At 67.3% G+C, this 25,379-nt stretch carries 21 protein-coding genes; 10 read left to right on the top strand and 11 right to left on the bottom strand.

The features are described 5' to 3' along the window. Window positions 1-27: 27 nt before the first annotated feature. On the bottom strand, window positions 28-912 hold the full coding sequence (locus tag ITJ54_RS10995; protein ID WP_194628240.1) for a helix-turn-helix transcriptional regulator: 885 nt from the start codon (window positions 910-912) through the stop codon (window positions 28-30). A 183-nt stretch (window positions 913-1,095) separates the two neighbouring features. Here ITJ54_RS10995 and ITJ54_RS10990 point away from each other — a divergent pair, with 183 nt between their 5' ends. Then, a complete protein-coding gene (locus ITJ54_RS10990) occupies window positions 1,096-1,821 on the top strand; it encodes a PRC-barrel domain-containing protein (protein ID WP_194628239.1) in 726 nt (241 codons plus the stop codon). A 148-nt stretch (window positions 1,822-1,969) separates the two neighbouring features. Here ITJ54_RS10990 and ITJ54_RS10985 read toward each other — a convergent pair whose 3' ends face one another. Continuing rightward, window positions 1,970-2,869 (bottom strand): serine hydrolase domain-containing protein, encoded by a 900-nt coding sequence (locus ITJ54_RS10985; protein WP_228509333.1) that lies wholly within the window; start codon window positions 2,867-2,869, stop codon window positions 1,970-1,972. Between the two features lie 172 nt (window positions 2,870-3,041). Between ITJ54_RS10985 and ITJ54_RS10980 the strand changes: the two genes are divergently transcribed. Beyond that, window positions 3,042-4,262 carry a CynX/NimT family MFS transporter gene (locus ITJ54_RS10980; RefSeq protein WP_194628235.1) on the top strand — a complete coding sequence of 407 codons (1,221 nt, stop codon included), beginning with the start codon at window positions 3,042-3,044 and terminating at the stop codon, window positions 4,260-4,262. Between the two features lie 102 nt (window positions 4,263-4,364). Here ITJ54_RS10980 and ITJ54_RS10975 read toward each other — a convergent pair whose 3' ends face one another. Further along, window positions 4,365-4,601 carry a hypothetical protein gene (locus ITJ54_RS10975; protein ID WP_194628233.1) on the bottom strand — a complete coding sequence of 79 codons (237 nt, stop codon included), beginning with the start codon at window positions 4,599-4,601 and terminating at the stop codon, window positions 4,365-4,367. 370 nt (window positions 4,602-4,971) lie between these two features. Between ITJ54_RS10975 and ITJ54_RS10970 the strand changes: the two genes are divergently transcribed. Further along, on the top strand, window positions 4,972-7,587 hold the full coding sequence (locus ITJ54_RS10970) for a TrlF family AAA-like ATPase (RefSeq protein ID WP_194628231.1): 2,616 nt from the start codon (window positions 4,972-4,974) through the stop codon (window positions 7,585-7,587). Window positions 7,588-8,222: 635 nt separating this feature from the next. Here ITJ54_RS10970 and ITJ54_RS10965 read toward each other — a convergent pair. The 5 genes from ITJ54_RS10965 to nrdH form a co-directional block, all read right to left on the bottom strand. After that, window positions 8,223-9,905, bottom strand: a complete 1,683-nt coding sequence (locus ITJ54_RS10965; protein ID WP_194628229.1) for a hypothetical protein — start codon at window positions 9,903-9,905, stop codon at window positions 8,223-8,225. Window positions 9,906-10,415: 510 nt separating this feature from the next. After that, window positions 10,416-11,417 (bottom strand): class 1b ribonucleoside-diphosphate reductase subunit beta, encoded by a 1,002-nt coding sequence (nrdF, locus tag ITJ54_RS10960; RefSeq protein WP_056119980.1) that lies wholly within the window; start codon window positions 11,415-11,417, stop codon window positions 10,416-10,418. Between the two features lie 131 nt (window positions 11,418-11,548). Then, a complete protein-coding gene (gene nrdE / locus ITJ54_RS10955) occupies window positions 11,549-13,654 on the bottom strand; it encodes a class 1b ribonucleoside-diphosphate reductase subunit alpha (RefSeq protein WP_194628227.1) in 2,106 nt (701 codons plus the stop codon). 17 nt (window positions 13,655-13,671) lie between these two features. Then, window positions 13,672-14,088: a class Ib ribonucleoside-diphosphate reductase assembly flavoprotein NrdI gene (nrdI, locus tag ITJ54_RS10950; protein ID WP_194628225.1), complete on the bottom strand. Its 417-nt coding sequence runs from the start codon at window positions 14,086-14,088 to the stop codon at window positions 13,672-13,674. 108 nt (window positions 14,089-14,196) lie between these two features. Next, window positions 14,197-14,430 (bottom strand): glutaredoxin-like protein NrdH, encoded by a 234-nt coding sequence (gene nrdH / locus ITJ54_RS10945; RefSeq protein WP_071277742.1) that lies wholly within the window; start codon window positions 14,428-14,430, stop codon window positions 14,197-14,199. 355 nt (window positions 14,431-14,785) lie between these two features. Between nrdH and ITJ54_RS10940 the strand changes: the two genes are divergently transcribed. Together ITJ54_RS10940 and ITJ54_RS10935 are read left to right on the top strand one after the other, a co-directional pair. Then, entirely contained in the window at window positions 14,786-15,991 is a 1,206-nt protein-coding gene (locus ITJ54_RS10940) for an MFS transporter (RefSeq protein ID WP_194628223.1), read from the top strand. Window positions 15,992-16,233: 242 nt separating this feature from the next. After that, window positions 16,234-17,052 (top strand): aldo/keto reductase, encoded by an 819-nt coding sequence (locus ITJ54_RS10935; RefSeq protein ID WP_194628221.1) that lies wholly within the window; start codon window positions 16,234-16,236, stop codon window positions 17,050-17,052. 9 nt (window positions 17,053-17,061) lie between these two features. On the opposite strand, the gene ITJ54_RS10930 is transcribed toward ITJ54_RS10935, so the two are convergent. Beyond that, window positions 17,062-17,382, bottom strand: a complete 321-nt coding sequence (locus ITJ54_RS10930; protein WP_194628219.1) for a hypothetical protein — start codon at window positions 17,380-17,382, stop codon at window positions 17,062-17,064. Between the two features lie 99 nt (window positions 17,383-17,481). Here ITJ54_RS10930 and ITJ54_RS10925 point away from each other — a divergent pair, with 99 nt between their 5' ends. From ITJ54_RS10925 to ITJ54_RS10915, 3 genes are all read left to right on the top strand, one after another. Next, window positions 17,482-18,054: a hypothetical protein gene (locus ITJ54_RS10925; protein ID WP_194628218.1), complete on the top strand. Its 573-nt coding sequence runs from the start codon at window positions 17,482-17,484 to the stop codon at window positions 18,052-18,054. Window positions 18,055-18,192: 138 nt separating this feature from the next. After that, a complete protein-coding gene (locus ITJ54_RS10920; RefSeq protein WP_194628216.1) occupies window positions 18,193-19,056 on the top strand; it encodes a hypothetical protein in 864 nt (287 codons plus the stop codon). 79 nt (window positions 19,057-19,135) lie between these two features. Next, window positions 19,136-19,657 carry a ribonuclease H family protein gene (locus ITJ54_RS10915; protein WP_194628214.1) on the top strand — a complete coding sequence of 174 codons (522 nt, stop codon included), beginning with the start codon at window positions 19,136-19,138 and terminating at the stop codon, window positions 19,655-19,657. Between the two features lie 250 nt (window positions 19,658-19,907). Here ITJ54_RS10915 and ITJ54_RS10910 read toward each other — a convergent pair whose 3' ends face one another. Further along, window positions 19,908-20,159 carry a DUF6458 family protein gene (locus ITJ54_RS10910; RefSeq protein WP_194628212.1) on the bottom strand — a complete coding sequence of 84 codons (252 nt, stop codon included), beginning with the start codon at window positions 20,157-20,159 and terminating at the stop codon, window positions 19,908-19,910. Between the two features lie 172 nt (window positions 20,160-20,331). On the opposite strand from ITJ54_RS10910, the gene ITJ54_RS10905 reads away from it, so the two are divergent. Next, entirely contained in the window at window positions 20,332-21,387 is a 1,056-nt protein-coding gene (locus ITJ54_RS10905; RefSeq protein WP_194628210.1) for a hypothetical protein, read from the top strand. 65 nt (window positions 21,388-21,452) lie between these two features. Here the strand turns inward: ITJ54_RS10905 and ITJ54_RS10900 are convergent, their stop codons facing one another. Then, on the bottom strand, window positions 21,453-24,008 hold the full coding sequence (locus ITJ54_RS10900) for a DEAD/DEAH box helicase (RefSeq protein WP_194628209.1): 2,556 nt from the start codon (window positions 24,006-24,008) through the stop codon (window positions 21,453-21,455). A gap of 105 nt (window positions 24,009-24,113) precedes the next feature. Here ITJ54_RS10900 and ITJ54_RS10895 point away from each other — a divergent pair, with 105 nt between their 5' ends. Further along, window positions 24,114-25,142 (top strand): LLM class flavin-dependent oxidoreductase, encoded by a 1,029-nt coding sequence (locus ITJ54_RS10895; RefSeq protein WP_194628207.1) that lies wholly within the window; start codon window positions 24,114-24,116, stop codon window positions 25,140-25,142. Window positions 25,143-25,379: the final 237 nt, after the last annotated feature.

Below are 25,379 nucleotides of genomic sequence, written 5' to 3'. Positions count from 1 at the left end.
CGCGGGCTGCGGCGGCGGCGCGCGGGGTCAGTTCGCCGTGCTGGCGGGGAGGCGTGCGATGTCCTCCGTGGCGGCCCAGGTGGCGAGCATCCGGATCTTCTCGTCGGAGGCGCTGCCGGGGACGGCCGGGTACACGGTCATCGAGTGGCCGGGGTCGTCCTGCAGCTCGCTGACCTGGAAGGTGAGCTCGAGCAGGCCGACCACGGGGTGCTGGAACTGCTTCAGACCGGTGTAGTGGCGTCGCACGTTGTGCGCGGCCCACCGGGTGCGGAAGTCGTCGCTGCGCATCGACAGCTCGCCGATGAGCGCCGCGAGCTTCGTGTCGTGCGGGTTGCGGCCCGCGTCGCGCCGGAGGATCTCGACGTTCACGTTCGCTGCCCGCTCCCAGTCGGGGTAGAAGGCGTGCGCGCGCGAGTCCAGGAAGATGAAGCGCGAGTGGTTCGCCGGGCGAGCGGCGCCCCGGTACATCTCGGAGTAGAGCGCGAAGCCGAGCGTGTTCGCGGCCACCATGTCCATCCGCGTGTTCGTGACGAACGCAGGGGCGCCCGTGATCGCATCGAGCAGGTACTGCACCTCAGGCCGGACCGACTCCACGACCAGCGAGCGAGGTCGCGAGCGGACTCCCGCCTCGTTCGCCGTGCGCGCGAGGTCGTGGAGGTGATCGTGTTCGGCGCGATCCAGCTGCAGCGCCCGGGCGATCGCGTCGAGGACGGAATCGGACACACCGGAGAGGTTCCCCCGCTCGAGGCGGGTGTAGTAGTCGATGCTCACGCCCGCCAGTCGGGCGACCTCGTCGCGGCGCAGCCCCGCGACACGGCGACGGCCTCCGCTCGGCTCGATCCCGGCCTGCACCGGGGTGAGGCGCCCTCGGCGCGACGTCAGGTAGTCGCGTACCTCTGCTCGGTGATCCACACCTGGAACCGTACGAGCGGACGGTGGCGAGTTGAAGGGTTCTGACGGAACCCCTCTGGCGGGGCGGGCCTTGAACAACTGGTATTCCACGTTGCGCGTTCTGCGTACTCGGTGCAAGGTGGAATTCACCGAGCAGCCGCTCGTCCACACCCTTCTGATCCGATACACGGAAGGAGATTCACCATGCGTGCATGGCTGCTGTACATCCTGATCGTCATCGCTGCACTCGCAGCACTGCTCGCGATCGCTCACGGCTTCCCCGGGGCATCGTCCGCCGCCTTCGTCGTCGGCACCCCGGTCGTCGTGATCGGGGCCGGCCTCGGTGCCAAGTTCGTCAACGGGCGGTCCGTGGGCAGCGATGAGCCGGGCATTCAGTGCCGCCCACCGTGTCGACCCGAACCCAGAGTTTCGGTGTTCACACCTTCGGCGGCGGCCCGGACGTCTCTGCCGCGAAGCACCAGGCATCGGGCGTTCACTACGCCCATGATCACCAAGAGCAGGATCCACGAGGTCGAGAACGCGACCGTCCGAGATCGGGACGGCGCATCGGTCGGCAAGGTCAGGCAGGTGTTCCCCTCCGACGAGGACGGCAGCGCTGCGTTCGTCAGCGTCGCGACAGGACTCATCGGGGGTCGCACCGCGCTCGTCCCGGTCGAGGACGCCACGTTCGACGGCAGGGACCTGCACGTCGGGTACGCGAAGAGCGCGATCAAGGGCGCACCCTCCCCAGGCGCCGGAAACACCTTGTCCGCCACCGAGGCGAACGCCGTCCGCAAGCACTTCGGACTGTCCCCCACCGGCAGAGCGACCGGGGACATGGGTGATCCGCACGAGAACCTCGACCAGGCTGGTACAGGTCCCTCGGGCGCAGACGACACCGAGGGCGCGGGCACGACGCCGCCGGCGTGACCAGCGCCGGCGAGTGACCCAGCGAAGCGCGGGAGCCCGGGGCCGCCCGCGCGGCGCGAACTGACATCGCCGCCGTGCTGTCTGGACGCGACGATGACGGGGAACGCAACAGCGATGGCTGCGAAGATCCTGCGGGAGGCCCGGCGCGCTACCGCCGCACCTCGTGCTCGATGAGCGCAGTGGCGATCTTGTCGGCCGCATGCGGGGCCTTCGCGAGCGCGTGCACGACCGCGGTGACTCCTGCCGCGTTGGCTATGACTGCTCCTGCCGCCCGCACCTCGCCGTTGATCCAGCTCGATGCCCCTTCCCGTTGCCAGCTCACCGTGCGAGCGCCTCCAGCGTCAGGCGCGAGCGCCCAGTCGGCGTAGCGACAGAGGTCGTCGAACGTGGACCAGACGCCGCCTGCCGCCGCGAACGACGATTGTCCGAGCGCCCACGGTGTGATCGGACGACCGAGGAACTTCGGCACCACGCGCTCTGCCGGAGCAGGCACGAGCGCCGCAGAGGTGATCCCCGCCGGCTCGATGACGTGCTCGCGCACGGCGGCGAACCAGTCGCCGTGCACCTCGTCGAGCACTGCACCGAGGAGGGCGTACCCGAGGTTCGAGTACACGAACTGGCCTCGGGGCGTGGCCGGCACCGCAGCTGCCAGGTCCAGCCGAACTCCGACAGCCTCTCGGTAGGGGTCGGCGAACACGCGGTCGCGCATCGTGGCCGGGAGCCGAGGCAGACCCGAGGTGTGGTGGACGAGGTCAGCAACGGTCATCTCGGCGTCGGGCACACCGGGGAGGTAGTGCGCGACCGGCCGCTCGACCTCGAGTGTGAGACAGGCCGTCGTGCCCACGAGTCCCTTCGTGATGCTCCCCCACTCGAGCATCGAAGCGGTGGCGTACGACCCCCGGGCCTCACGGGCAGTTCGCCAGCCGTCGGCTGTGCGAAGACTCGCCCGCCAGTGTCCCGAGCGCTCCAGCGGGTTCCGCACCTGGCGCCTCCCTCTGCGATCGAGCTGCGACACTCGAGCCGCAGAAGTCGTGGTGTTGTCTGACATACTGCAGTACCACTCAAGAACAGTCCAGGCCCTTCTGACCCGATGCAGGAAAGGACAACCCTCATCAGCGCTGACCTCACGCGTGACTGGCACCGCGCCTCCAGTCCGGAGCGCGGTCGCGAACAGCGGCCGCACCACCGAGACCAAACACCCTCACCCCTAGACTCGGCAGATGCTCGAGAGCCGTCGCCTTCCCCTGTGGGCGGGTCGCACGGCCGCGCTGCTGGGCATCGTGCTCGTGGCGTTCACCCTTCGCCAAGCAGTCGCTGCGGTCTCACCGATCATCGGTGACATCCGGAACGACTTCCCCGTCTCGAACCTCGACGTCGGCCTGCTCGGCACCCTGCCGCCGCTGCTGTTCGCGGCCTCGGGGTTCACGGCACCACGCGTCGCACGCCGCCTCGGGCTCGACGGCGGCATCGTCCTCGCGCTGGTCCTCATCACCGTCGGCCACCTCGTCCGTGCCTTCGCACCCGGCGTCGCGATGCTGCTCGTCGGCAGCATCGTGGCCTTCGCCGGGACCGGTGTCGGCAACGTGCTGCTGCCGTCCGTCGTCCGTCGCTACTTCCCCGACCGAGTCGCCCTGCTCACCGCGGTGTACGCGTGCATCGTGGGCGTCAGCACCGCGGTACCGGCTGCCCTGGCTGCACCGATCGCGCAGTACGCCGGGTGGCGGACCTCGCTCGCCGTCTGGGCAGTCACCTCGGCGGCCGCGCTCGTCCCCTGGCTCGTCGTCCTCGCACAGCAGCGACGACTGCGCCGCGAGGACGCCGGTCTCGTCAGCCCCGCGCCCCCCGAGGTCGTCACCCGCCTGTGGCGATCACGCGCCGCACTGTCGATCACCGCGCTCTTCTCCTCGAGCGCGATCTGCACCTACGCGGCCTTCGCCTGGCTGCCGGAGATCCTGCAGGACGTCGCCGGATCGACGCCGACCGAAGCGGGCGTGCTCCTCGCCGTCACCGGCGTGATCAGTGTCCCCGGCGCGCTGATCGCTCCCCTGCTCGTGCCCCGACTCCGCAACGTCGGCTGGCTGATCGCCGCCGGCGTCCTGAGCTTCGCACTCGGGTACCTCGGCTTGCTGCTCGCGCCGGCGCCCCTCACCCTGCTCTGGGTGCTCCTGATCGGCTGCGGCTCGATCCTGTTCCCCGTCTGCCTCGTGCTCATCAACGTCCGCACCCGGACACACGGCGGAACCGTCGCATTGAGCGGCTTCGCCCAGGGCACCGCGTACGCGCTCGGCGCCCTCGGCCCGCTGGTGGTCGGGCTGCTCCACGACGCCAGTGGTGGCTGGACGCTGCCACTGCTCTTCCTCCTCGCCGTCACGCTCGCGGCAGCGATCCCGGCGGTCACGCTCGGCCGCCCGACGTTCGTCGAGGACGAGCTCGGTCGGTAAGGGCGCTGCTCCATCTGGCCAGCCTGGAGGCTCGGTGCCAGCTGGCACCGAGCCGCCAGTCCGGAACGGATCACGGACACCCGGCGGCGGCGCCGCCACCCCTCACATGTCGGCGATAAGACGGAGCGTGTACCCGTCGGGGATCGTCTGGTGTTCGACGTAGTGCATGAACACCGGCGCTGCCTGGTCGGCCGTGAAGAGCTCTGACGGGTGCCGAGGCTCGTGAGCAGCCTGCACGTCGATGGTCTCCGTGAGCGGTTCCGCGAGGTCGTGGTCACGGCCGACGATGTAGAAGCGGTACTCGCCGTCGCCCTCACGTCGGCGGAGCTCGAAGCTCATCTTCTCCGCGGTGCCGCCGGCCTGCAGGTAGGAGTTGCCGTACTCGTCGATGACCGACTGCGGGCCAGTGCGCCAGGTCTCGTCATCGATCAGTGCGGAGAAATCACGCTGGCAGCTTCGGTCTCAAGCACACGGCGGAGGAGTTTCTCGGCGCGTACTTGGCGGAGCTCCCTTACGTCTTCAACGGGACGACGATCTACCGCTGAACGCCCCGTCTGCTTTGAGGGAACGCGGGACGCTGATGAGCTCCTCTGGCCAATCAGCGACGCTGCGCGCCGACCACTGTGCCACAAACGGTTGTATTCGTGCGGTCCCCATTTGTCGGGGACAGGCGGTACCTTACTGAGCATTGCCCACGTCAGGAGTTCTTGTGCCAGAGTCGACCCCCACGCCTATCGGTGCCCATTGGATCCGCGCCGCTCTCCAGGTCAATCCCTTTTCGTATGAGGGACGCAACGCTCCATCGAACTTCTTCGACAGCGAAGCTGACTACAACGAAGCTCTCCTTGCGGAGTGTGTTTCGCTCGGTATCTCACTCATCGCAGTCACCGATCACTGGCGGGTGGACTCCTCTGCAGGCCTCATCGCTGCGGCGAAGCAGAAGGGCATCGTCGCGCTCCCTGGATTCGAGGCCAACTCCTCCGAGGGCGTCCACATCCTGGTGATCTTCGATGCCGACGCCGACTTCTCCTCCATCAACGCTTCCATCGGTCGATGCGGCGTCATGCCGGGCTGCCCAAACGGAACCCCCGGGGACCCGTACGCACAGATCATGCAGCGGATGAGTGAAGACGACGCGCTTGTCATCCCAGCCCACGTCAATGTGAAGCCCGCCGGACTCCTCACCACCCGCTCGGGCCAACCCCTCGCGGCCATGATCCAAGCGCCCGACCTTCACGCGATTGGCATCACACCGACCGCCGAGCGCACACGCGACCAGACCGCGGTGATCGAGGGAACTGGCATCTTTGCGCGCCCCCATCCCCTCGCCATCATCCACGCCGACGACGTCATGGGCCCACGCCAGCTGCGAACCGAAGGGGCGAGCTCATGGTTCAAGGTCAGCGCTCCCACGCTTCGCAGCCTCAAGCTGGCTGTTCGAACGCCAGCCACCAGGATCTCAGTGACCGATCCGACGATCCAGCCCCGCACGAGAATCAGGAGCGTCTCGTGGACTGGCGGCTACCTCAGCGGCGTGACCGTGCCGATCTCTGAGGACCTCACCGCACTCATTGGAGGTCGTGGCGCCGGCAAGTCAACGATCATCGAGAGCATCCGTCACGCGCTTGCACTCGAGCCGATCACTCCCCAGGTGAAGGCGGATCACAAGAGCATCGTCTCATCGGTTCTCCATGGAGGCACGATCATCCGGGTAGAAGTCGAAGCGGTCAACCCGATACCGAAACGTTTCACAATCGAACGCGAGATTCCTCACCCGCCTGTCGTCCTCGATGCTGCGGGAACGCGGACCAACCTGTCACCCATCGAAGTACTTGGGCCCGTTGAGATTTTCGGCCAGCACGAGCTCGCTGAGCTGTCAGGCAGCACCGAACGCGTCGCCGAGTTGGTTCGCAGGTTCAATGGAGAACTCGGCGACGATGCCGACATGCAACGCACGCTCCAGTCGTTGCGAACGAACCGTGAGGACCTCATTCGCGCCGAAGACGCTCTCGACGCTTTCGACGCTGAGCTCGCGCGCATGCCCGGCCTCAGCGAACAGGTGGCCCACTACGAAACAACTGACGTGCCCACCAAGCTCGCTGGGCAGCAACGACTTGGACAAGGCGCAGCCCTGTTCTCGGAAGGCGCCCAGCGAGTCAACGCAGTCGACGAGGCTCGCGCCTCCTTGGCCCAAGCGCATGCACTGCGGGATCTCGCCGCGCCCCTCGCGGACGTCGAAGACGCACCCCAACGTCAGCATCTGAACCGCGTAGTGCAAGCAGTCACCCAGCTACAGGTCCGAATGGGCGAATTGCTCAACGAGATGACAGCCGCTGTGTCCGCCTCGCGCGACGAGATCGATGCCGCCCGTCTGGCTTGGGAAACCGGCACGGCGGATGAGAAGGCGTCGTACGGCGAAGTCATGCGGGAGCTGCACGAGCGCAACCTCGACCCAGACACCTTCGTTGCGATCAAGGAAGAGCTCGACAAGCTACGGACGGCCGAACCGCGCCGGACGGCTCAGCAGAAGGACCGTGAGAAGCTGCTCTCGACGCGCGAGGCTCTGCTTGTCGCACTTCGCAGCCATGAGACGCAACGAACCGAGCGGCTCCATGCCGCGATCAGCGCCGCGAACGCCGCCACCGGCGGTGTCGTCGTTGCGCGCCCCACAGCTACGACCGAACGCAGCCACGTCCTCAACGTCATCAAGCCTTACATCACCACCCAGCGCACACAGATCTCTGCTGCGATCAACGCCGACTCTTTCTCCCCGCGAGCCCTCGCAGCAGCAATCCGCGGGGGGACCGAGGCGCTCAACGCCCTCGAGATTCGCGGAGCTCAATCAGCCGCACTCGTCGCCGCAGGCGAACGACTTGCCCGCGAACTCGACGAGCTACGCATCGAACTGGCCGTCGAAGTATTGCTGCAGGTCAATGGCACCGGGCTTCGATCGATGGACCAGCTTTCGAAAGGGCAACGTGCCACCGCGCTCCTACTCCTCCTACTCGCCGCCTCCAACGCTCCTCTGATCATCGACCAACCGGAAGATGACCTCGACAACAACTTCGTCTATCGAGGCGTGGTCACGAAGCTCCGCGAGCTCAAGGGGCAGCGCCAAATCATCGCCAGCACTCACAACGCAAACGTGCCCGTCCTCGGTGACGCTGAACTCATCGTCGCCCTCGAGAGCGACGGCACACATGGCCGCCCTTCCACCGATGGCATCGGCTCACTCGATGACGCAGCAATTCGGGCACTCGCCGAGAACATCCTCGAAGGCGGCCCTGCAGCCTTCAACGCCCGTCAGCATCTCTACGGCTTCTGAGCAGGGCAGAACAGCGTGCCGGCACGGTGTAGCTCATGGAGCTGCTTCTCCTACGGCTTGTGCCCGCCAAACGGAACTTGGCGACCATGCCGAGGACGTTATGCGGAATCGGCCGACGGGGTTGGTGGCGTCGTAGACCGATCCCCCCAAGGCTGAGGGCGACGCCCTTCTTCGTGAGCTCGTCCGCGATGCCCGTGGGGTCGCGATGCGACCGAGCTTCGTGACGACGAAGGTGTCGCCGGCTCGAGCGGAAGCGAGAGCCGCTCTGCGACTCCGAGGGGCTGCAGGCCAACCGCCGCGAGGTGGTCGTCGGCCTGAGCGCCGTCTTACTCGCCCTGGGTCCGACCTTGCTCTGGTTCGGACCCGTGACCGTCTAAGGCAGGGTTCCACTCAATGTCCGCTAGCCGATCCGCTGTTGGAATCACGCACACCTTGGCGCTACGTCCCACCCTCCGACTTGCTCGAGCGCGGCCACCCGCTCCGACCTACGTCGAGCACGACGCGGGCACTCTCCCCGACCCACGTTGAGCACGACGTGGCCACTCTCTCCGGCCGCGGCCGTCCAAGCCCTCGCCCACTCTCTCCAGGTGAGGGCTTCGACGTTGCCGACCCGATCGGCGCCGTGGTCACCCGTTTCATGCCTCAGGCTCGGCAGTACGTGCCACGGCGATTGACCATATGAGGTCACTGGAGCCCGGGCGGACTGTCGGCGGTCGAGTGCTGCGATCGAGCCAAACGGACTCAAAGTGCTGACGCTCTTTCATGTCTGTGTCGTACACCGTGTCGCCCAACTTGACCGCTATCGGGATCTCAACGATGAGTGGCCGATGAGACTCATCCCATGCAACGAAGAACTCTTCATCCGGCACCGACCACGAGGAGAATCTGGTGGATAGTTTGTGGCCTTCGAGTAGGGCCGCGACCCGCCCAAGTCGCTGAGCCCCCTGATCTGTCCACTTCTCCGGTCCCGGAATGGTGACTCGGGAAAGCGTGTGTTGCTGCACCACAGATAAAAGTCTTAGCAGCGTCGCGAAGTTTACCGCGTCAGTCGAGATTTCGTTATCTTCGAAATCGAATGTGGGCATGTAAAGCGGCCCTCCTTGGATGGCTAATTGCAGTGAGTTGCCCGGCAACTGTGCTAGAAGTTTCACAGCAGGGAAGGCAGCCGAGGGGGAAGCCCCTACTGCGTTGTTTGCCTTGATCTGGATCGAGCCTGGTTTTTCTGACCCTACGAAATACTCGACGACAACGGCCGGTCCAACTTCCACTTGCAGCCATACACCCTTACCGCGCAGACCTGCGGAGTGGGTTGCGGTGGTGACGGGGACGGTGAGCAGTGTGACGCCGGCGGGATCAATCAACCGGAACTCGAGGGGCGGGAGCTGGCTGTCATCGAGGGCCGGAAGAACAGAAGCGGTTGCGACGGTGGATTCTCCGAAGGTCGTACCCGGGGGGCCTTCCGTTCGGATGACAGTGCCTGGGGCGTCGGAGAGCGGGGCGCCGTACTGGACCCACCGCTCCACCGCTTCCTTCGCCTCGGGAGTCATCACGGTGAAGTTGATGGTTCCGCGGATGGGGCGTAGTTCCGTAGAAACTTCGGAACGGGCTATTATGTGCGTAACGAGGTATTGGGTGTCATTGACTTGTTCCAAAACAGATTCGACAAGGCCAGGTCGCTCAAACTGCGTCATTGACTGCTTGGCCGATATGTCTCGAAGGTCCCCGGACCGCAGCTCCAGTTCATAGCTGTAGAACGGGTCAACCTCATCCAACGACTTTCCGAGAGCGAGCATCCGTCCCTGGACAGAGTTGAGTAGAGGGTCCCCTTCACCCTGCGGCTGCTGGCTGCCTGACAAGGCGGTAGCCATTAGGTCGTGCAGGCGAGTTTCGCCGCCTTGGAAGTAGTACGCGGTCAGCTTCGGATTTTCCGCCGCCCAGCCGTCAAGGAGCGCCCTGCCTATCCAATTGATCTCAAAATCAACGTCGGCAGTCAACTTCGCAAACCAGATTTCGTTCTCCGGGGTGGGTTCAAGAGGAAGTACCAATGACCATGACTTGATGTCGCGCGTCGGAAGAACTTCCTTCACAAAGCGGTCCCACGACCCCTTGATGTGCTTCTTGTCCGTAGAGGAAAGGTTCTTGGCGAACCGTTTCACCTGAAATATTTTCCAGCCGTTAGCCGTGGGTATCTGAACATCGATGCCTCGGTCGCCTCGTGACGGGCGTATCTGGTTCCCACGGCCAGCGCGCATTAAGAGGTACGCCGCCGCAAAGTCTTCGACCCGTTCGCCCGGCTCTCGTTCCCAGTTGACCATCACGGAACCCATTCTCACGTGCCAGGTGCATCCGAGCTCTCAGCACAGAGGAATTCGGGGCGCGGGTTTCCCGGGTCACGGCCCCACTAGCGTCGCCAGGTGGCACGATACGCTCATGAGCGCCGAGGACCGCCGCGCCGAGGCTGGCGCCCGGCAGCAGCTCCACAACGCCGCAGTCCACGCCCCAAATAACACCACACGCGGTCTCACCAACTCGATCACAGGTCGTTCTCGCAACCCGCCCGGTTGAACACCAGGACCACACGGTGCCTCGCCGATGACGACAAGCCGAACCGGAAAACCGCTCAGCAGTCCGCCTGCCTACGTTAGCCGGTCCTCCAGCGGACACGGCCTCGCACGGCGCCCACCTCACGGCCATCCCGTCTCATCTAGCCCGTCCGAAACGGATCTCGATGAGCGCCGGCTATTCGGACACATTAGCGACGGCGTCCGCGAATCGAGAACGCCCCGCCGGCCGAAGCCAGCGGGGCGCTCCCACGAGTCAGACCAGACTCAGAAGTCCCAGTCCTCGTCCTCAGTGCTCTCCGCCTTGCCGATGACGTACGACGACCCCGACCCCGAGAAGAAGTCGTGGTTCTCGTCCGCGTTGGGCGACAGCGCCGACAGGATCGCCGGGTTCACGTCCGTCGTCTCCTTGGGGAACATCGGCTCGTAGCCCAGGTTCATCAGCGCCTTGTTGGCGTTGTAGTGCAGGAACTTCTTGACGTCCTCGGTCAGCCCCACCTGGTCGTAGAGGTCCTGCGTGTACTGGATCTCGTTCTCGTACAGCTCGAACAGCAGGCTGAACGTGTAGTCCTTGATCTCCTGCTTGCGCTCCTCGGAGGCGCCCTCGAGCCCCTTCTGGAACTTGTACCCGATGTAGTACCCGTGGACGGCTTCGTCGCGGATGATCAAGCGGATCAGGTCAGCGGTGTTGGTGAGCTTCGCGCGCGAGGACCAGTACATCGGCAGGTAGAAGCCGGAGTAGAACAGGAACGACTCGAGCAGGGTCGACGCGACCTTGCGCTTCAGGGGGTCGTCACCGGTGTAGTAGTCGAGGACGATCTGTGCCTTCTTCTGCAGGTTCACGTTCTCCGTGGACCAGCGGAACGCGTCATCGATCTCGGGCGTCGAGGCCAGGGTCGAGAAGATCGACGAGTAGCTCTTGGCGTGCACCGACTCCATGAACGCGATGTTCGTGTAGACGGACTCCTCGTGCGGGGTGATCGCGTCGGGGATCAGGCTGATCGCGCCGACGGTGCCCTGGATGGTGTCGAGGAGCGTCAGACCCGTGAACACACGCATGGTGAGCTGCTGCTCCTCCGGCGTGAGGGTGTTCCACGACTGCACGTCGTTCGACAGCGGCACCTTCTCGGGCAGCCAGAAGTTGTTGACGAGGCGGTTCCAGACCTCGACGTCCTTCTCGTCCTGGATGCGGTTCCAGTTGATGGCGCTGACCGAACGGATCAGCGGAACGGCTTTGCCGGTGGCGTGGACCGGGTCGGTGAGAGTCATTGCTTCTTCCGGAATTGAGATGGTGACGAATTGAAGGCCGGGAGGCGCGGTGCGGGCTGGCACCGCGCCTCCAGGCCGGGGGTGGTCGCGTCAGCGACCGAGACGACGCAGCATGCACGACGCCGGAGGCGTCACAGCATGCACGAAACGCAGCCCTCGACTTCGGTGCCCTCGAGGGCGAGCTGGCGCAGACGGATGTAGTAGATCGTCTTGATGCCCTTGCGCCATGCGTAGATCTGCGCCTTGTTGATGTCGCGCGTGGTGGCGGTGTCCTTGAAGAACAGCGTCAGGGACAGGCCCTGGTCCACGTGCTGCGTCGCCGCGGCGTACGTGTCGATGATCTTCTCGGCACCGATCTCGTAGGCGTCCTGGTAGTAGTCCAGGTTGTCGTTCGTCATGAACGGCGCCGGGTAGTAGACGCGGCCGAGCTTGCCTTCCTTGCGGATCTCGATCTTCGACGCGATCGGGTGGATCGACGACGTCGAGTGGTTGATGTACGAGATCGAACCGGTCGGCGGGACGGCCTGCAGGTTCTGGTTGTAGATGCCGTGCTCCTGGATGGACGCCTTCAGCGCCTTCCAGTCGTCCTGCGTCGGGATGGTGATGTCCGCGTTGTCGAACAGCGACGCGACGCGGGGGGTGGCCGGTGTCCAGACCTGGTCGGTGTACTTGTCGAAGAACTCACCCGACGCGTACTTCGAGTCGCGGAAGCCGTCGAAGGTCTCCCCGGTCTCGATCGCGATGTTGTTCGAGGCGCGCAGGGCGTGGAACAGCACCGTGTAGAAGTAGATGTTCGTGAAGTCGATGCCTTCTTCGGAGCCGTAGAACACGCGCTCACGAGCAAGGTATCCGTGCAGGTTCATCTGGCCGAGGCCGATGGCGTGCGACTTGTCGTTGCCGTCCTCGACGGACCGGACCGACGTGATGTGCGACATCTGCGAGACCGAGGTCAGGCCGCGGATGGCGGTCTCGATGGTCTTGCCGAAGTCCGGCGAGTCCATCGTCAGCGCGATGTTCAGCGAGCCGAGGTTGCAGGAGATGTCCTTGCCGATCTCCTTGTACGAGAGGTCCTCGTTGAAGGTGGTCGGGGTGTTGACCTGCAGGATCTCCGAGCACAGGTTCGACATGTTGATCCGGCCCTTGATCGGGTTGGCCTTGTTCACCGTGTCCTCGAACACGATGTACGGGTAGCCCGACTCGAACTGGATCTCCGCGATGGTCTGGAAGAACTCGCGCGCCTTGATCTTGGTCTTCTTGATGCGCGAGTCGTCGACCATCGCGCGGTAGTTCTCGGAGATCGGGACGTCACCGAACGGGACGCCGTAGACCTTCTCGACGTCGTACGGCGAGAACAGGTACATGTCCTCGTTGTTCTTCGCGAGCTCGAACGTGATGTCCGGCACGACGACGCCGAGGGACAGCGTCTTGATGCGGATCTTCTCGTCGGCGTTCTCGCGCTTGGTGTCGAGGAACTTCATGATGTCCGGGTGGTGGGCGCTGAGGTAGACCGCGCCGGCACCCTGGCGCGCACCGAGCTGGTTCGCGTAGGAGAAGGAGTCTTCCAGCAGCTTCATCACGGGGATGATGCCCGAGGACTGGTTCTCGATCTGCTTGATCGGGGCGCCGGCCTCGCGGATGTTGGAGAGCAGCAGGGCCACGCCGCCGCCGCGCTTCGAGAGCTGCAGCGAGGAGTTGATCCCGCGGGAGATCGACTCCATGTTGTCCTCGATGCGGAGGAGGAAGCAGGAGACGAGCTCGCCGCGCTGGGCCTTCGCGGTGTTGAGGAACGTCGGGGTGGCGGGCTGGAAGCGGCCGGCGACGATCTCCTCGACGAGGTCGATCGCGAGCTGCTCGTTGCCCTGCGCCAGGCCGAGGGCGGTCATCACGACGCGGTCCTCGAAGCGCTCGAGGTAGCGCTTGCCGTCGAACGTCTTGAGCGTGTAGCTCGTGTAGTACTTGAACGCACCGAGGAACGTCTGGAACCGGAACTTCTTCGAGTACGCCAGGTCGTTGAGGCGCTGGATGAAGTCCATCGAGTACAGGTCGATCGTCGCCTGCTCGTAGTACTCGTTCTCGACCAGGTAGTCCAGCCGCTCCTTCAGGTTGTGGAAGAAGACGGTGTTCTGGTTGACGTGCTGCAGGAAGAACTGCTTGGCGGCTTCGCGGTCCTTGTCGAACTGGATCTTGCCGTCCGCGTCGTAGAGGTTGAGCATCGCGTTGAGGGAGTGGTAGTCCATCCCCGTCGTCGGCGACGTCAGATCGACGTCTGCAACTGCTGCGTCCAAAATGCATCCAATCCTGAGTTGACCGCGGACACGTCGTCCGGCGTGCCGAAGAGTTCGAAGCGGTAGAGCACGGGCACGTGGCACTTGCGCGACACGACGTCGCCTGCCAGGCCGTAGGCCTCACCGAAGTTCGTGTTCCCGCCGACGATGACGCCCCGGATCAGTGACCGGTTGTGCTCGTCGTTCAGGAACTTGATGACCTGCTTGGGGACCGCTCCCTCGCCGTTGCCGCCACCGTAGGTGGGCAGGACGAGGACGTACGGTTCGTCCACGTGCAGGAACGGTTCGCCCGGGTAGAGCGGGATCCGGTCCGCGTCGCGGCCGAGCTTCCCGATGAAGCGCGCGGTGTACCCGGACACGCTCGAGAAGTAGACGAGTCGGCTCATGGTGTCGCTCCTTGTGAGGTGCGGACAGACGGACCGGGGGTGTCCGGCGGGTGGTGACCCGAGCCTCCTGAACGGACTCGGGTGACCGTCCGCCGGACGGTGGTGGTGCTACGCCAGTTCGGCGCTGAGGGTTGCGATCTTGTCGGGACGGAAGCCCGACCAGTGGTCGTCGTCGGTCACGACGACGGGGGCCTGCATGTAGCCGAGGCTCTTGACGTGCTCGAGGGCGGCGTCGTCCGTCGAGACGTCGTGCACCTCGTACTGGATGCCCTTGTTGTCGAGGGCCCGGTACGTGGCGGTGCACTGGACGCAGGACGGCTTGGTGTAGACGATGACGGCCATGTTCTCCCCTTGTTCTGGACCCCGTTCGGGACCCGAAGTTCTGGTGCTGTGCTGAGCACGACGCTACTACATGTTGTGCCCGATGCCCGGTTGGACCACTAGAGGAAGTGTTACACCCCTGTAGTTCTCCACAACGCCGTCCACAGACTCTGGATTCCCCACAGCCCCGGATTTCCGCCAGTCTGCCCCGCACCACCGACATCCCCAACAGCCTGTGGAGGGGGTTGTCCCGAGGTGTGGAAACAGCCCGTTCGTACCCCCTCGTCGGCGTGTCTGAGAAGGGGACCTCGACGCCCCTCCCCCGGTCGGGTGACACGCCTCCCGCGCCGCCCCGTCCGGTCCGTACACTCGATGCGTGAGCGCGTACGGCAACCTGTTGAAGACCCCCGGCGTCGGCCGTGTGATCGCCGCCCAGCTCACCGCACGGTTCCCGTTCGGGATGCTCTCGCTCGCCTACCTGCTGCACGTCGAGCACATCTTCGGCTCGTACGGCTCCGCGGGCCTCGTGCTCGCCACCACGAGCGTCGGCCAGGCCATCGCCGGCCCGCTCACCAGTCGGTGGATGGGCAGCTGGGGCATGCGGCCGGTCCTGATCCTGACCAGCATCGTCGCGCTCGCGAGCATGGCGGTCATCGCGTTCGTGCTGATGCCCCTGTGGGCGTACGTCGTCATCGGGTTCCTCGGCGGCCTCGCCGTGCCGCCCGTGCAGCCCGCCGTGCGCACCATCTACCCGAAGATGGTGACGTCGAAGCAGCTCACGCCCCTGTTCTCGCTCGACGCCAGCGCCCAGGAGCTCATCTGGGTCGCCGGCCCGGTCATCACCACGTTCGTCGCGACGCAGATCGGCACCGTCGAGGCGATCGTCGTCGCGATGGTGTTCCTCGTCGTCGGCGGGGTCTGGTTCATCGCCTCCCCCGAGCTCGGCCGCGTGCGCATCCCCCGGTCCAAGCGCGCGTTCGGCGTCGTGATGAAGCGTCCGTCGGTCGTCGTGGCCACCCTGACCGGTCTGCTCCTCATCGGGGCGTGCGCCGCGGTGGAGGCCGGCGTCACCAGCGCCTTCGGCGAGGGCAGCCCGAACGCCGGCATCGTCCTCGCGATCTTCGCGGTCGGCTCACTCGTCGGCGGTCTGGCGTTCGGCCACCGTCCGATCTCGCCGAACACGCTCTGGACCCGCATGCTCATCGTCTTCATCGGTCTGGGGCTCGCCACGTTCGGCACCGGGTTCTGGTGGCTGTCGTTCGCGCTCCTCATCGCCGGCGGTGGCATCGCGCCGGCCCTCGCCGTGATGTTCGGCTCGGTGTCCTCCACGGTGAAGTTCTCCGACACCGCCGAGGCCTACGGCTGGATGGGCACCGGGCAGCTCATCGGTGCCGCGGGCGGGTCAGCGGTCGCCGGCTTCCTCATCGACCAGCACGGTGCCACCGGTGGACTTGCGGTCGGTGCGGCAGCCGCGTTCGTCGGGGTGCTCCTGCCGCTGGCCGCCAAGCGCTGGCTCCCCGACCTGCGAGGCCGCGACGCGAGCCCGCTGCCCGACACCGAACCGGTGACGCTCCCCACCTGAGCGGGGCCGCCGCGCTCCCGCGCTCCCCTCCTCCCCCGCCTCCCCGCGGGTCGTTTCGCGCGTAGGAGGTCGAATCGCGCGTAGGAGGTCGAACCGTCCGACCCGCAACGCGCGGGAGCACATCCCAGCGCACGCGTGATGGGAAGGAACGCGCTCCTCCACACCGGCCCGCCAACGCGCACCCTCCACAGATCCGGCCGGGAGGCTCGTCCCGCCTCCGCCCCGCCCGGCAGGATGGACGCATGGTCACCTCCATCCCCCTCCGCGACGGCCACTCCGTCCCCGCCGTCGGCTTCGGCGTGTACAAGGTCGACGACGCGGACGCCGAGACCGCGGTCGGCATCGCCCTCGAGTCCGGCTACCGCCACGTCGACACGGCCGAGATGTACGGCAACGAGACCGGCGTGGGGAAGGCGATCCGAGCCTCCAGTCTGGATCGCGACGACGTCTTCGTGACCACCAAGGTGTGGAACGACCACCAGGGGCGCGACGCGACCCTGCGTGCGTTCGACGCCAGCCTCGACCGGCTCGGGCTCGACGCGGTCGACCTCTACCTGATCCACTGGCCGGCGGCCGCGAACGACCGCTACGTGGAGACCTGGCGCACCCTCGTGGAGCTCCGCGAGAGTGGTCGGGCACGGAGCGTCGGTGTCTCGAACTTCCAGGTGCCGCACCTCGAACGCATCATCGCCGAGACAGGCGAGGTGCCGGCGCTGAACCAGGTGGAGCGGCACCCGTGGCTCCCCCAGCACGAGCTCATGGCGTTCCACGCGCAGCACGACATCGTGACGGGTGCGTGGTCGCCACTTGGGCGTGGCCGGCTGGTGGAGGACCCGGTGCTGACACGCATCGCAGACGCGCACGGGGTGAGCGTGGCGCAGGTCCTCGTTCGGTGGAACGTCCAGCAGGGCGTCGTCGTCCTGCCGAAGTCCGTGACGCCGTCGCGGATCCGCGCGAACCTCGACGTCGATGGCTTCGTGCTCAGCGACGACGACCTGGCCGCGATCGCGACGCTCGAGTCCGGGCAGCGGACGGGCTCCCACCCGGACTCGGTGTCCTAGCGGCGAGGGTCAGTTGCTCTCCGACTGCCACGGCAGGTGCAAGTCGCCGGGCTCGGGCTCGACGTCGCCCGCGTCGTCGGCCCCACCGGTTCCCGGGGCCGCGACGATCCGCGACGGGTCGATGCCGTCCTCGCGCAGGTCGTCGTCGTCGCGCTGCAGGGTCTGCGACGCTTCCGTCTCCCGCTCGCTCGAGGGGCTGTAGGACGTGTCGGCCGCCCGCTGCTCACTCGCGCTGACGCCGTCGACGTCGTCGGAGTGCGCGGTGTTCGTCAGCGCCTCGGAACGGTCGCGGTCGTCGGAGTGCTCGGGGCCTGCGATGTCGTTGCTCATGGGTGTTCCTCTCGTCCTCGCCGACGCTAGGCGGGCCGGTGTCCTGCGTTCCCAGTTCTGGGGTCGGACGGGGGACGCTCGGATCGGTAGCGTCGTGGCGTGATGGATCCTCGCGCCCTGGCCTCCGAACAGCTCCGCAGCGGCGAGCACCTGCTGTGGGTGGGGCAGAGCGACCCCCGCAAGCTGTTCACCGGACGGGACGGCTACCTCATCCCGTTCAGCCTGCTCTGGTTCGGGATCGTGACGACCCAGATGATCCCCGGCACGATGGCGGACGGGCCCTCGTTCGTCTGGGTCCTCAGCGTCGTCTTCGCCGTCATCGGCCTGCACATGCTCGTCGGTCGCTTCCTCGTCAAACGGCACCGCAAGCGCACCGAGGTGTACGCAGTAACCGACCGACGGGTCTTCATCACGAACGGCCGCAGCACCCGCGAGACCGACGTCCGCCGCACGGACCGGAACGTGCAGTGGACGCGCGACCGAGCCCACTGCTCGGTGCAGTGGGAGACGGGGAACTCGGGCGCGGGGGCGTTCTTCGGGAGCGGCAACGCACAGGCGATCTATGCGAACACCGGGCTCGACGGCTTCTTCGGCCCGAGGACCACCGCGTTCTGGGACGTCCCCGACGGCGACGCGCTGGTCTCGGCGCTCGACGGAGTCTCCGTCCGCTGACGGCGCCGTGCCGGTGGCCGGGTCAGTCGGCAGCCCGGCCGACAGCGCCGACCGGCCGACGTTCGTGACAGTTCGGTCACGACTCCTGCAACGGCCGCTGTGCCCGCGCTACGCTCAGCCTCGGATCGAGGGGGAAGTATGGATCGACGGCCGTACCTGGTCGCACTGGTGGGGAGCGCGGCGCTGGTCGTCGCACTGTCGGGCTGCAGCCTGCTCCGGGGTGGCGACGAGCCACTGCCCGGGCCGAGCCGAGCGGCATCGACGTCGAGTCCCGCTCCGACCGACTCGTCCTCGTCAGACGCCGATGCAGACTCGGACGCGACCGACCCGGACATCGAGACGGCCGCGCTGAACCCGCCGCCGATCGCCGCGGACACGCTCCTCGCCGAGACCGACGTCACGTCGCCGACCGGTCGCACCAGCATCCACGTGCGCGTCCTCGCCGACGATGACGGCACCTTCCGCACGGAGCTGTCCGGCTGGCGCTCCACCGAGGCACAGGCGATGACGCTCGAGTTCCGCCGATCCGTGCCGAAGCCCTCGGACGGGTACGGCACGCCGTACGGCCAGGTCCAGTGGGCGGCTGGCCAGACACCCCCCGCGTCCTCCGGACTCGACGGCGTCGGCGCTCGCCCGGACTTCCTGAAGAGCGTCGTGCTCATCCCCACCGTCACGACCGACGGCGACGGATCGGTCGACAGCCCATCCTGGGCCGGACACGTGCTGGCGGTCGCCCCGCTGACGTGGCACGTCCCGACCCCGTACCCGGACATGCGCGTGACGCTCGGCGAGGCTCGGCCCGGTGCCTACGGGATCGTCAGCGCCCAGAGCGGCCGCACCGCGGACTACCTCGTGGCGCACGGCGACGACCAGGTGACGGTCGCCAAGCGCTTCGGTGTGAGCATCCCCGAACTCCGGTGGATGAACCCGGACATGCGCACGCTGAACGGCGAGTGGCTGATCGAGGGCGCGCACCTCAACCTCGACCCGCAGGGACGCTGAGCAACAGCCAGGAGGCCCGGCGCACCTCCCCGGGTCCGCTACCGTTGTCGGGCACTCGCCCCACCTCAGGAGGTCTCCCGTGACGATCGTCGCAGCAGCTGACGGCTCCGCCCTCGGCAACCCCGGCCCGGCCGGCTGGGCCTGGTACGTCGACGACGACCGCTGGGCCGCTGGCGGGTGGCCGCGCGGGACGAACAACCAGGGCGAGCTGACCGCCGTGCTCCAGCTGCTCCGTGCCACCAAGGACGCCGGCGAGCCGCTGCACATCCTCTGCGACAGCCAGTACGCCATCAAGGCCTGCACCGAGTGGCTCGCCGGGTGGAAGCGGAAGAACTGGCGCAAGGCCGACGGCAAGCCCGTCCTGAACGTCGAGATCATCAAGGAGCTCGACGCCGAGCTGCAGGGCCGCAAGGTCACCTTCGAGTGGGTCCGCGGACACATGGGCCACGAGATGAACGAGGCCGCCGACGTGCGAGCCCGGGGTGCCGCGACCGCGTACCAGAACCGCACCGACGTCCCGACGGGCCCGGGCTGGCCGGGTGTCGAGGTCGCCGAGCCGGCTGCGCTCCCCGAGGCGACACCGCCCGCAACTCTCTTCTGAGACGCCGCCGCCGGGGCGCAGCGCGTCAGGGACCTGCGGCACAGCAACCCCACGGCCCCACGGCACAGCGGCCCCGAGTGACGGTGTTCCGATTTCGCCGTGACGGATCCGGTTCGTCATCCCCGGGCTTCGTCGACCGGATTCGTCATCGCCGAGAACGAAGTCCGGTGCACCGCACCCAGAACCGCCCCCGGAGACACAACGACGGGCCCGGGCTCGAGAGCCCGGACCCGTCAGCCAGTCACTCGTGTCAGTAGGTGCCGTCGCGCCGGTCCTGACGGGTGATCTGCTCCCCCGAGGCCGGGTCGACACCCGAGCGCGTGGTCGTGGTGGTGCGACGGCCGCCGAAGCCCACCGCCAGGCTGATGATGAGCAGGACGACGCCCGCGGCCATCAGGATGTAGCCGATGAGTCGGAGATCGATGCCGGCGAGCTGGATGTCCAGCGCGAAGGCGACGATCGCGCCGATGACGATCAGGGCGATGCTGGATCCGATGCGCATGTCGCATTCCTTCCGGTAGGTGGCGCGCCAGACGCTACCCGCGCACGGCGCGTCGGGCACACCCCCGAACGGGCAGCTCGGCGCGATCGCAGTGGCACAGGAAACACCACGCTTGACATGTCGTATTCTGGCCGGACCCCGCTCGGAGCGGGCTCTGGAGAAAGAACCACACATGACCCCCAGCAAGAAGACCATCGGCCTCATGACGTGCGCCACTGGTGTCGTCATCGCTTCCCTCGCCTTCGGGCCGGCAGCGAACGCCGCGTCCATCGACACCGCGAGCACGACTGCGGCCGCTGCCAGCAGCTCCACCAACGCCGTCACCGCTCCCGAGCTGTCCATCGTGTCGAAGTCCAGCGGTGTCGTGCAGGTCGGCGTCCACGCGGCAGCCGGCAGCCTCGTGCGTTTCGAGGACGACACCCGACGCACCACGGTCGTCCGCATCCCCCCGTCCGGCTACAACACCGTGTTCGTCCGCGTCGACGACGACCGCCTCACCACGTTCACGGTGACCTCGGTCCTCGACGGCGAGAGCCTGCAGACCCCGTGGTCGGTCGACACCCGCGACCAGACCCCGGGCGACCCGGGCACGCCGGTCGACCCGGGCACGCCGGGCACCGGCGACGCCCCGACCGTCGTCGTCTCCGGGTACGCAGGCGGCTACGCCACGCTCGTCGTGACCGGCCCGGCCGGCAAGACATACGAGGTCACCGACGCCGCCGGTCACCTGGTCGGCGGCGGCATCCTCGGCCGCACCGCTGCGCGGGTGTCGGTCGAGGCACCCGAGGGTGCCGTCACCACCTACACGGTGTCCGTCAAGGACGGCCTGAAGGTCATCGGTTCGACCACCGTCGAGGTCGACCAGTCCTCGGGTGCCGAGCCGGAACAGCCGGTCGCGCCGTCACCCGAGCCTGTCGACCCGGGCGAGGACCCGCAGGTCCCGGTCGACCCGGGCACCCCGACCCCGGAACAGCCCGGTGACCAGGACGGCTCCATCGCCGGTGACGTCAAGGTCGGCGCCGTCGCGAACGGCCGCGCCGACGTCACGATCAGCGGCCCGATGGGTGCGCAGTACATGATCACCGGCGAGGGTGACACCTACGTCACCGGCGGGTTCATCGAGGGCTTCAGCATCACCCGCAGCATCGTCGTGGGCACGGGCTCGGTGAAGACCTTCACGCTCCACATGGCTGGCGGCACGAAGACCTTCACGGTCGACGCGCGCTGACGCCCGCTGACGGAGAGGAGCCCCCGGCCTGCTGGCCGGGGGCTCCTCTCTTCAGAACTGAGCGGTCAGTCGACGTCGACCTCGGTCCACCCGTCGAAGCGTCCGATCTCGGTGACGCGGACGACCGCTTCGCCGGCTTCGTCCGAGGCGTCGAGGTCGATCGTCGCCGAGAACCCGAAGTCCTTGTCGCCCGCCGGGTCGGCGAAGATCTGCCGTGCACGCCAGGTACGGCCCTGCTCGGACAGGTCGAGGAACTGCATCGACCGGGCGTCGGCGTCGATCCCGATGGTGTCGTGCTCGTCGTAGTACTCCTCGAGCACCAGGTCCCAGGCGGCGCGGTCGAACCCGGCGGCAGCGTCGAGCTCGCCGAGCCCGTCGATGTCGTCGTTCGCGGCGAGCAGCACCCGCTGGAACAGGGCGTTGCGCACGAGCACCCGGAACGCCCGGACGTTGCCGGTGAGTCGCGCGGGCTGGGGCGGGGCGATCTCGGCGTGCTCGGCCTCGGCGAGCGCCACGTCCCCGTTCATCAGGGCCTCCCACTCGTCGACCAGTGACGAGTCGACCTGGCGCACGAGCTCCCCGAGCCACTCGATCAGGTCGTCGAGCTCCTGCGTGCGCTGCTCGTCCGCGATGGTCTGGCGCATCGTGCGGTAGGCGTCCGAGAGGTAGCGGAGCACGAGCCCCTCGGAACGCGTGAGCTGGTAGAACCGCACGAAGTCGCCGAAGGTCATCGCGCGCTCGTACATGTCACGGACGACGGCCTTGGGCGACAGCGTGAAGTCGAGCACCCACGGCTGTTCGGCGGCGTAGGCCTCGTACGCCGCGGTCAGGAGCTCGTCGAGGGGCTTCGGGTGGGTCACCTCTTCCAGCAGCTCCATGCGCTCCTCGTACTCGATGCCCTCCTGCTTCATCCGCGCGACGGCCTCGCCGCGCTCCTTGAACTGCTGCTGCGACAGGATCGCGCGCGGGTCGTCGAGGGTGGCCTCGACGATGGACACCATGTCGAGCGCGTACGTCGGCGACTCGGGGTCCAGCAGCTCGAACGCGGCCAGCGCGAACGGCGACAGGGGCTGGTTTAGGGCGAAGTTGGCCTGCAGGTCGACGGTCACGCGGTACGTCCCGTCCACCTTCTCGATCACGCGGGCGTTGATCAGCGTGCGGGCGATCGTCAGGGCACGACGGGCCATGTCGAGCTGGCGCGACCGCGGCTCGTGGTTGTCGAACACGAGCGAGCGGACGTCCTCGAACGCGTCGTCGGCGCGGCCCACGACGGCGAGCACCATCGCGTGCGTGATCCGCATGCGCGACACCATCGGCTCGGGCTCGGCGTTGATGAGTCGCTCGAAGGACGCCTGCCCCCACGAGACGAAGCCCTCGGGCGCCTTCTTCCGCTTGATCTTGTTCTTCTTCTTCGGGTCGTCCCCGGCCTTGGCCACCGCGCGGGCGTTCTCGATCTCGTGCTCCGGTGCCTCGGCGACGACGTCGCCCTCGGTGTCGTAGCCCGCACGACCCGCGCGTCCGGCGATCTGGTGGAACTCGCGGGCGGACAGCTGGCGCATCCGGGTGCCGTCGTACTTGGTCAGGCCCGTCAGCAGCACCGAGCGGATCGGCACGTTGATGCCGACGCCGAGGGTGTCCGTGCCGCAGATCACGGGGAGCAGCCCGCGTTGCGCCAGCTGTTCGACGAGCCGTCGGTACTTCGGCAGCATCCCCGCGTGGTGCACCCCGATGCCGGCGCGGATCAGGCGCGAGAGCGTCTGCCCGAACCCGGCGCTGAAGCGGAAGGTGGCGATCGCCTCGGCGATCTGGTCGCGGCGTTCGCGTGAGGCGACCTTGGCGGACATGAGCGCCTGTGCCCGCTCGAGCGCGGCAGCCTGGGCGAAGTGCACGATGTACACGGGCGCCTTGCCTTCTTCCAGCAGGCGCTCGACGGTCTCCTGCACCGGCGTCATCACGTACTCGTACTCGAGCGGCACCGGACGCGAGACACCGGTGACCCGCGCGGTCGGCCGCCCGGTGCGCCGCGAGAGGTCGTCCGCGATCGTGGTGACGTCCCCGAGGGTGGCCGACATGAGCAGGAACTGCGCACGCTCGAGCACGAGCAGCGGGACCTGCCAGGCCCAGCCGCGGTCGGCGTCGCCGTAGAAGTGGAACTCGTCCATGACCACGACGTCCACGTCGGCGTCCGGGCCCTGCCGGAGCGCCAGGTTGGCGAGGATCTCCGCCGTGCAGCACACGATCGGGGCGTCCGCGTTGACGCTGGAGTCCCCCGTGACCATGCCGACGTTGTGGGCGCCGAACAGGTCCACGAGCTGGAAGAACTTCTCTGACACCAGGGCCTTGATCGGTGCGGTGTAGTAGCTGCGCTTGCCCTCGGCGAGCGCCGCGAAGTGCGCTCCGGCCGCGACGAGCGACTTGCCGGTGCCGGTCGGCGTGCTGAGGACGACGTTCGCGCCGGACACCAGCTCGATGACGGCTTCGTCCTGCGCCGGGTACAGCGGTCGTCCGCTCGACTCCGCCCAGTCGGCGAAGGCCTGGTAGACGGCGTCGGGGTCGACGACACCGCCGGGGGCCGCCGGCATCGCGGCGACGAGCGGAGCAGCAGTGGTGACGTCGGTCATGTACCCATCCTCCCAGCCCCACCATCGACCACGGTCGGGAGGCCCGACATCCGTGGACGGACACCGCACCTTCCACAGATCCATACAGGCGCATAGAATCGGCTCGTGCGTGAACTCGGCTTCCTGTCCTTCGTCCCCAACCACGGGGGCGCCGCCGGCGCGGCCGCCGCCCTGGAGGACGGCCTCCGCCTCTTCGAGACCGCCGAGCGGCTCGGGTACGGCACCGGGTGGGTCCGTGGTCGACACTTCGAACCGTTCCTCACGAGCCCGATGACGTTCTTCGCAGCCGCAGCGCAGCGCACCAGCACGATCGGCTTCGGCACCGCCGTCCTCGGCATGCGCTACGAGGACCCGGTACGCCTCGCCGAGGACGCCAGCACGGTCGACCTGCTCAGCGGCGGTCGCGTGCAGCTCGGCATCAGCACGGGGATCGCCGGGTACGGTCCCATCCTCGACCCGGTGTTCGGCAGTGTCGAGCGGAGCTTCCGCGACGAGGCCGAAGCCCGCGCAGCACGCCTGCTCGAGGTCCTCGACGGCCAGCCGCTCGGCACCTCGGGCAAGGGCTACGAGAGCATCCCCGAGGGCACCGACCTCACGCTGCAGCCCCTGAGCCCCGAGCTCCGTCACCGGGTGTGGTGGGGCGGCGGCAGCATGGGCACCGCGGTGCGCACGGCGGAGAAGGGCCTGCTGCTGCACTGCTCGACCCTGAACACCGAGGACACCGGCGAGCCCTTCGCCGTGGCACAGGCGGCGCAGATCGACGCCTACCGCGCTCGCTTCGCCGAGCTCCAGGCGGCGGGGACGCACGTCGGACGCACCCCGAAGGTCGCCGTCGGCCGGATCGTCGTCCCCCTGCTCGACGACCACGACCGTCAGGTCCACGACGAGTTCCTGACCAGCTACGCCGCGGGCATGGACGACGAGGGTCGCCCCCTGTCCGGTACGCCGCCGTTCCGCTTCAGCCAGGTCGTCTCCGGCGAACCCGCCGCGATCGTCGAGGCCCTGCGCGCCGACCCAGCCGTCACCGCGACGGACGAACTCGTGATCACGCTGCCGGCCAACGGCGACGCCGCGTCGCACGAGCGGATCCTGACCGTCATCGCCGAGCAGATCGCACCGCACCTGCACGGATGACGATGGCATCCGGCGGGGGCCCGCTCGAGTCGGTGAAGCTCGGGGCCCCCACCGGATGACCATCTCGGACCTGATCCGTCCGAGATGGTTCGTTCATCGTCCCACCTGACAGGCGGTCCGGCACAACCGCGCGCGGCGGCTCACAGCGCATTTTGACCTTCTGTCACCACTTTTTCCCAGTGCAGACGAACGACCAGTGCACACGAACGACCAGTGCAGACGAACGATGCGCCCCCG

Source organism: Curtobacterium sp. VKM Ac-2865, from assembly GCF_015350905.1.
Classification (GTDB): Bacteria; Actinomycetota; Actinomycetes; order Actinomycetales; family Microbacteriaceae; genus Curtobacterium.
The sequence above is the reverse complement of the archived record's forward strand: the minus strand, read 5'-3'. Positions and strand labels throughout refer to the sequence as shown.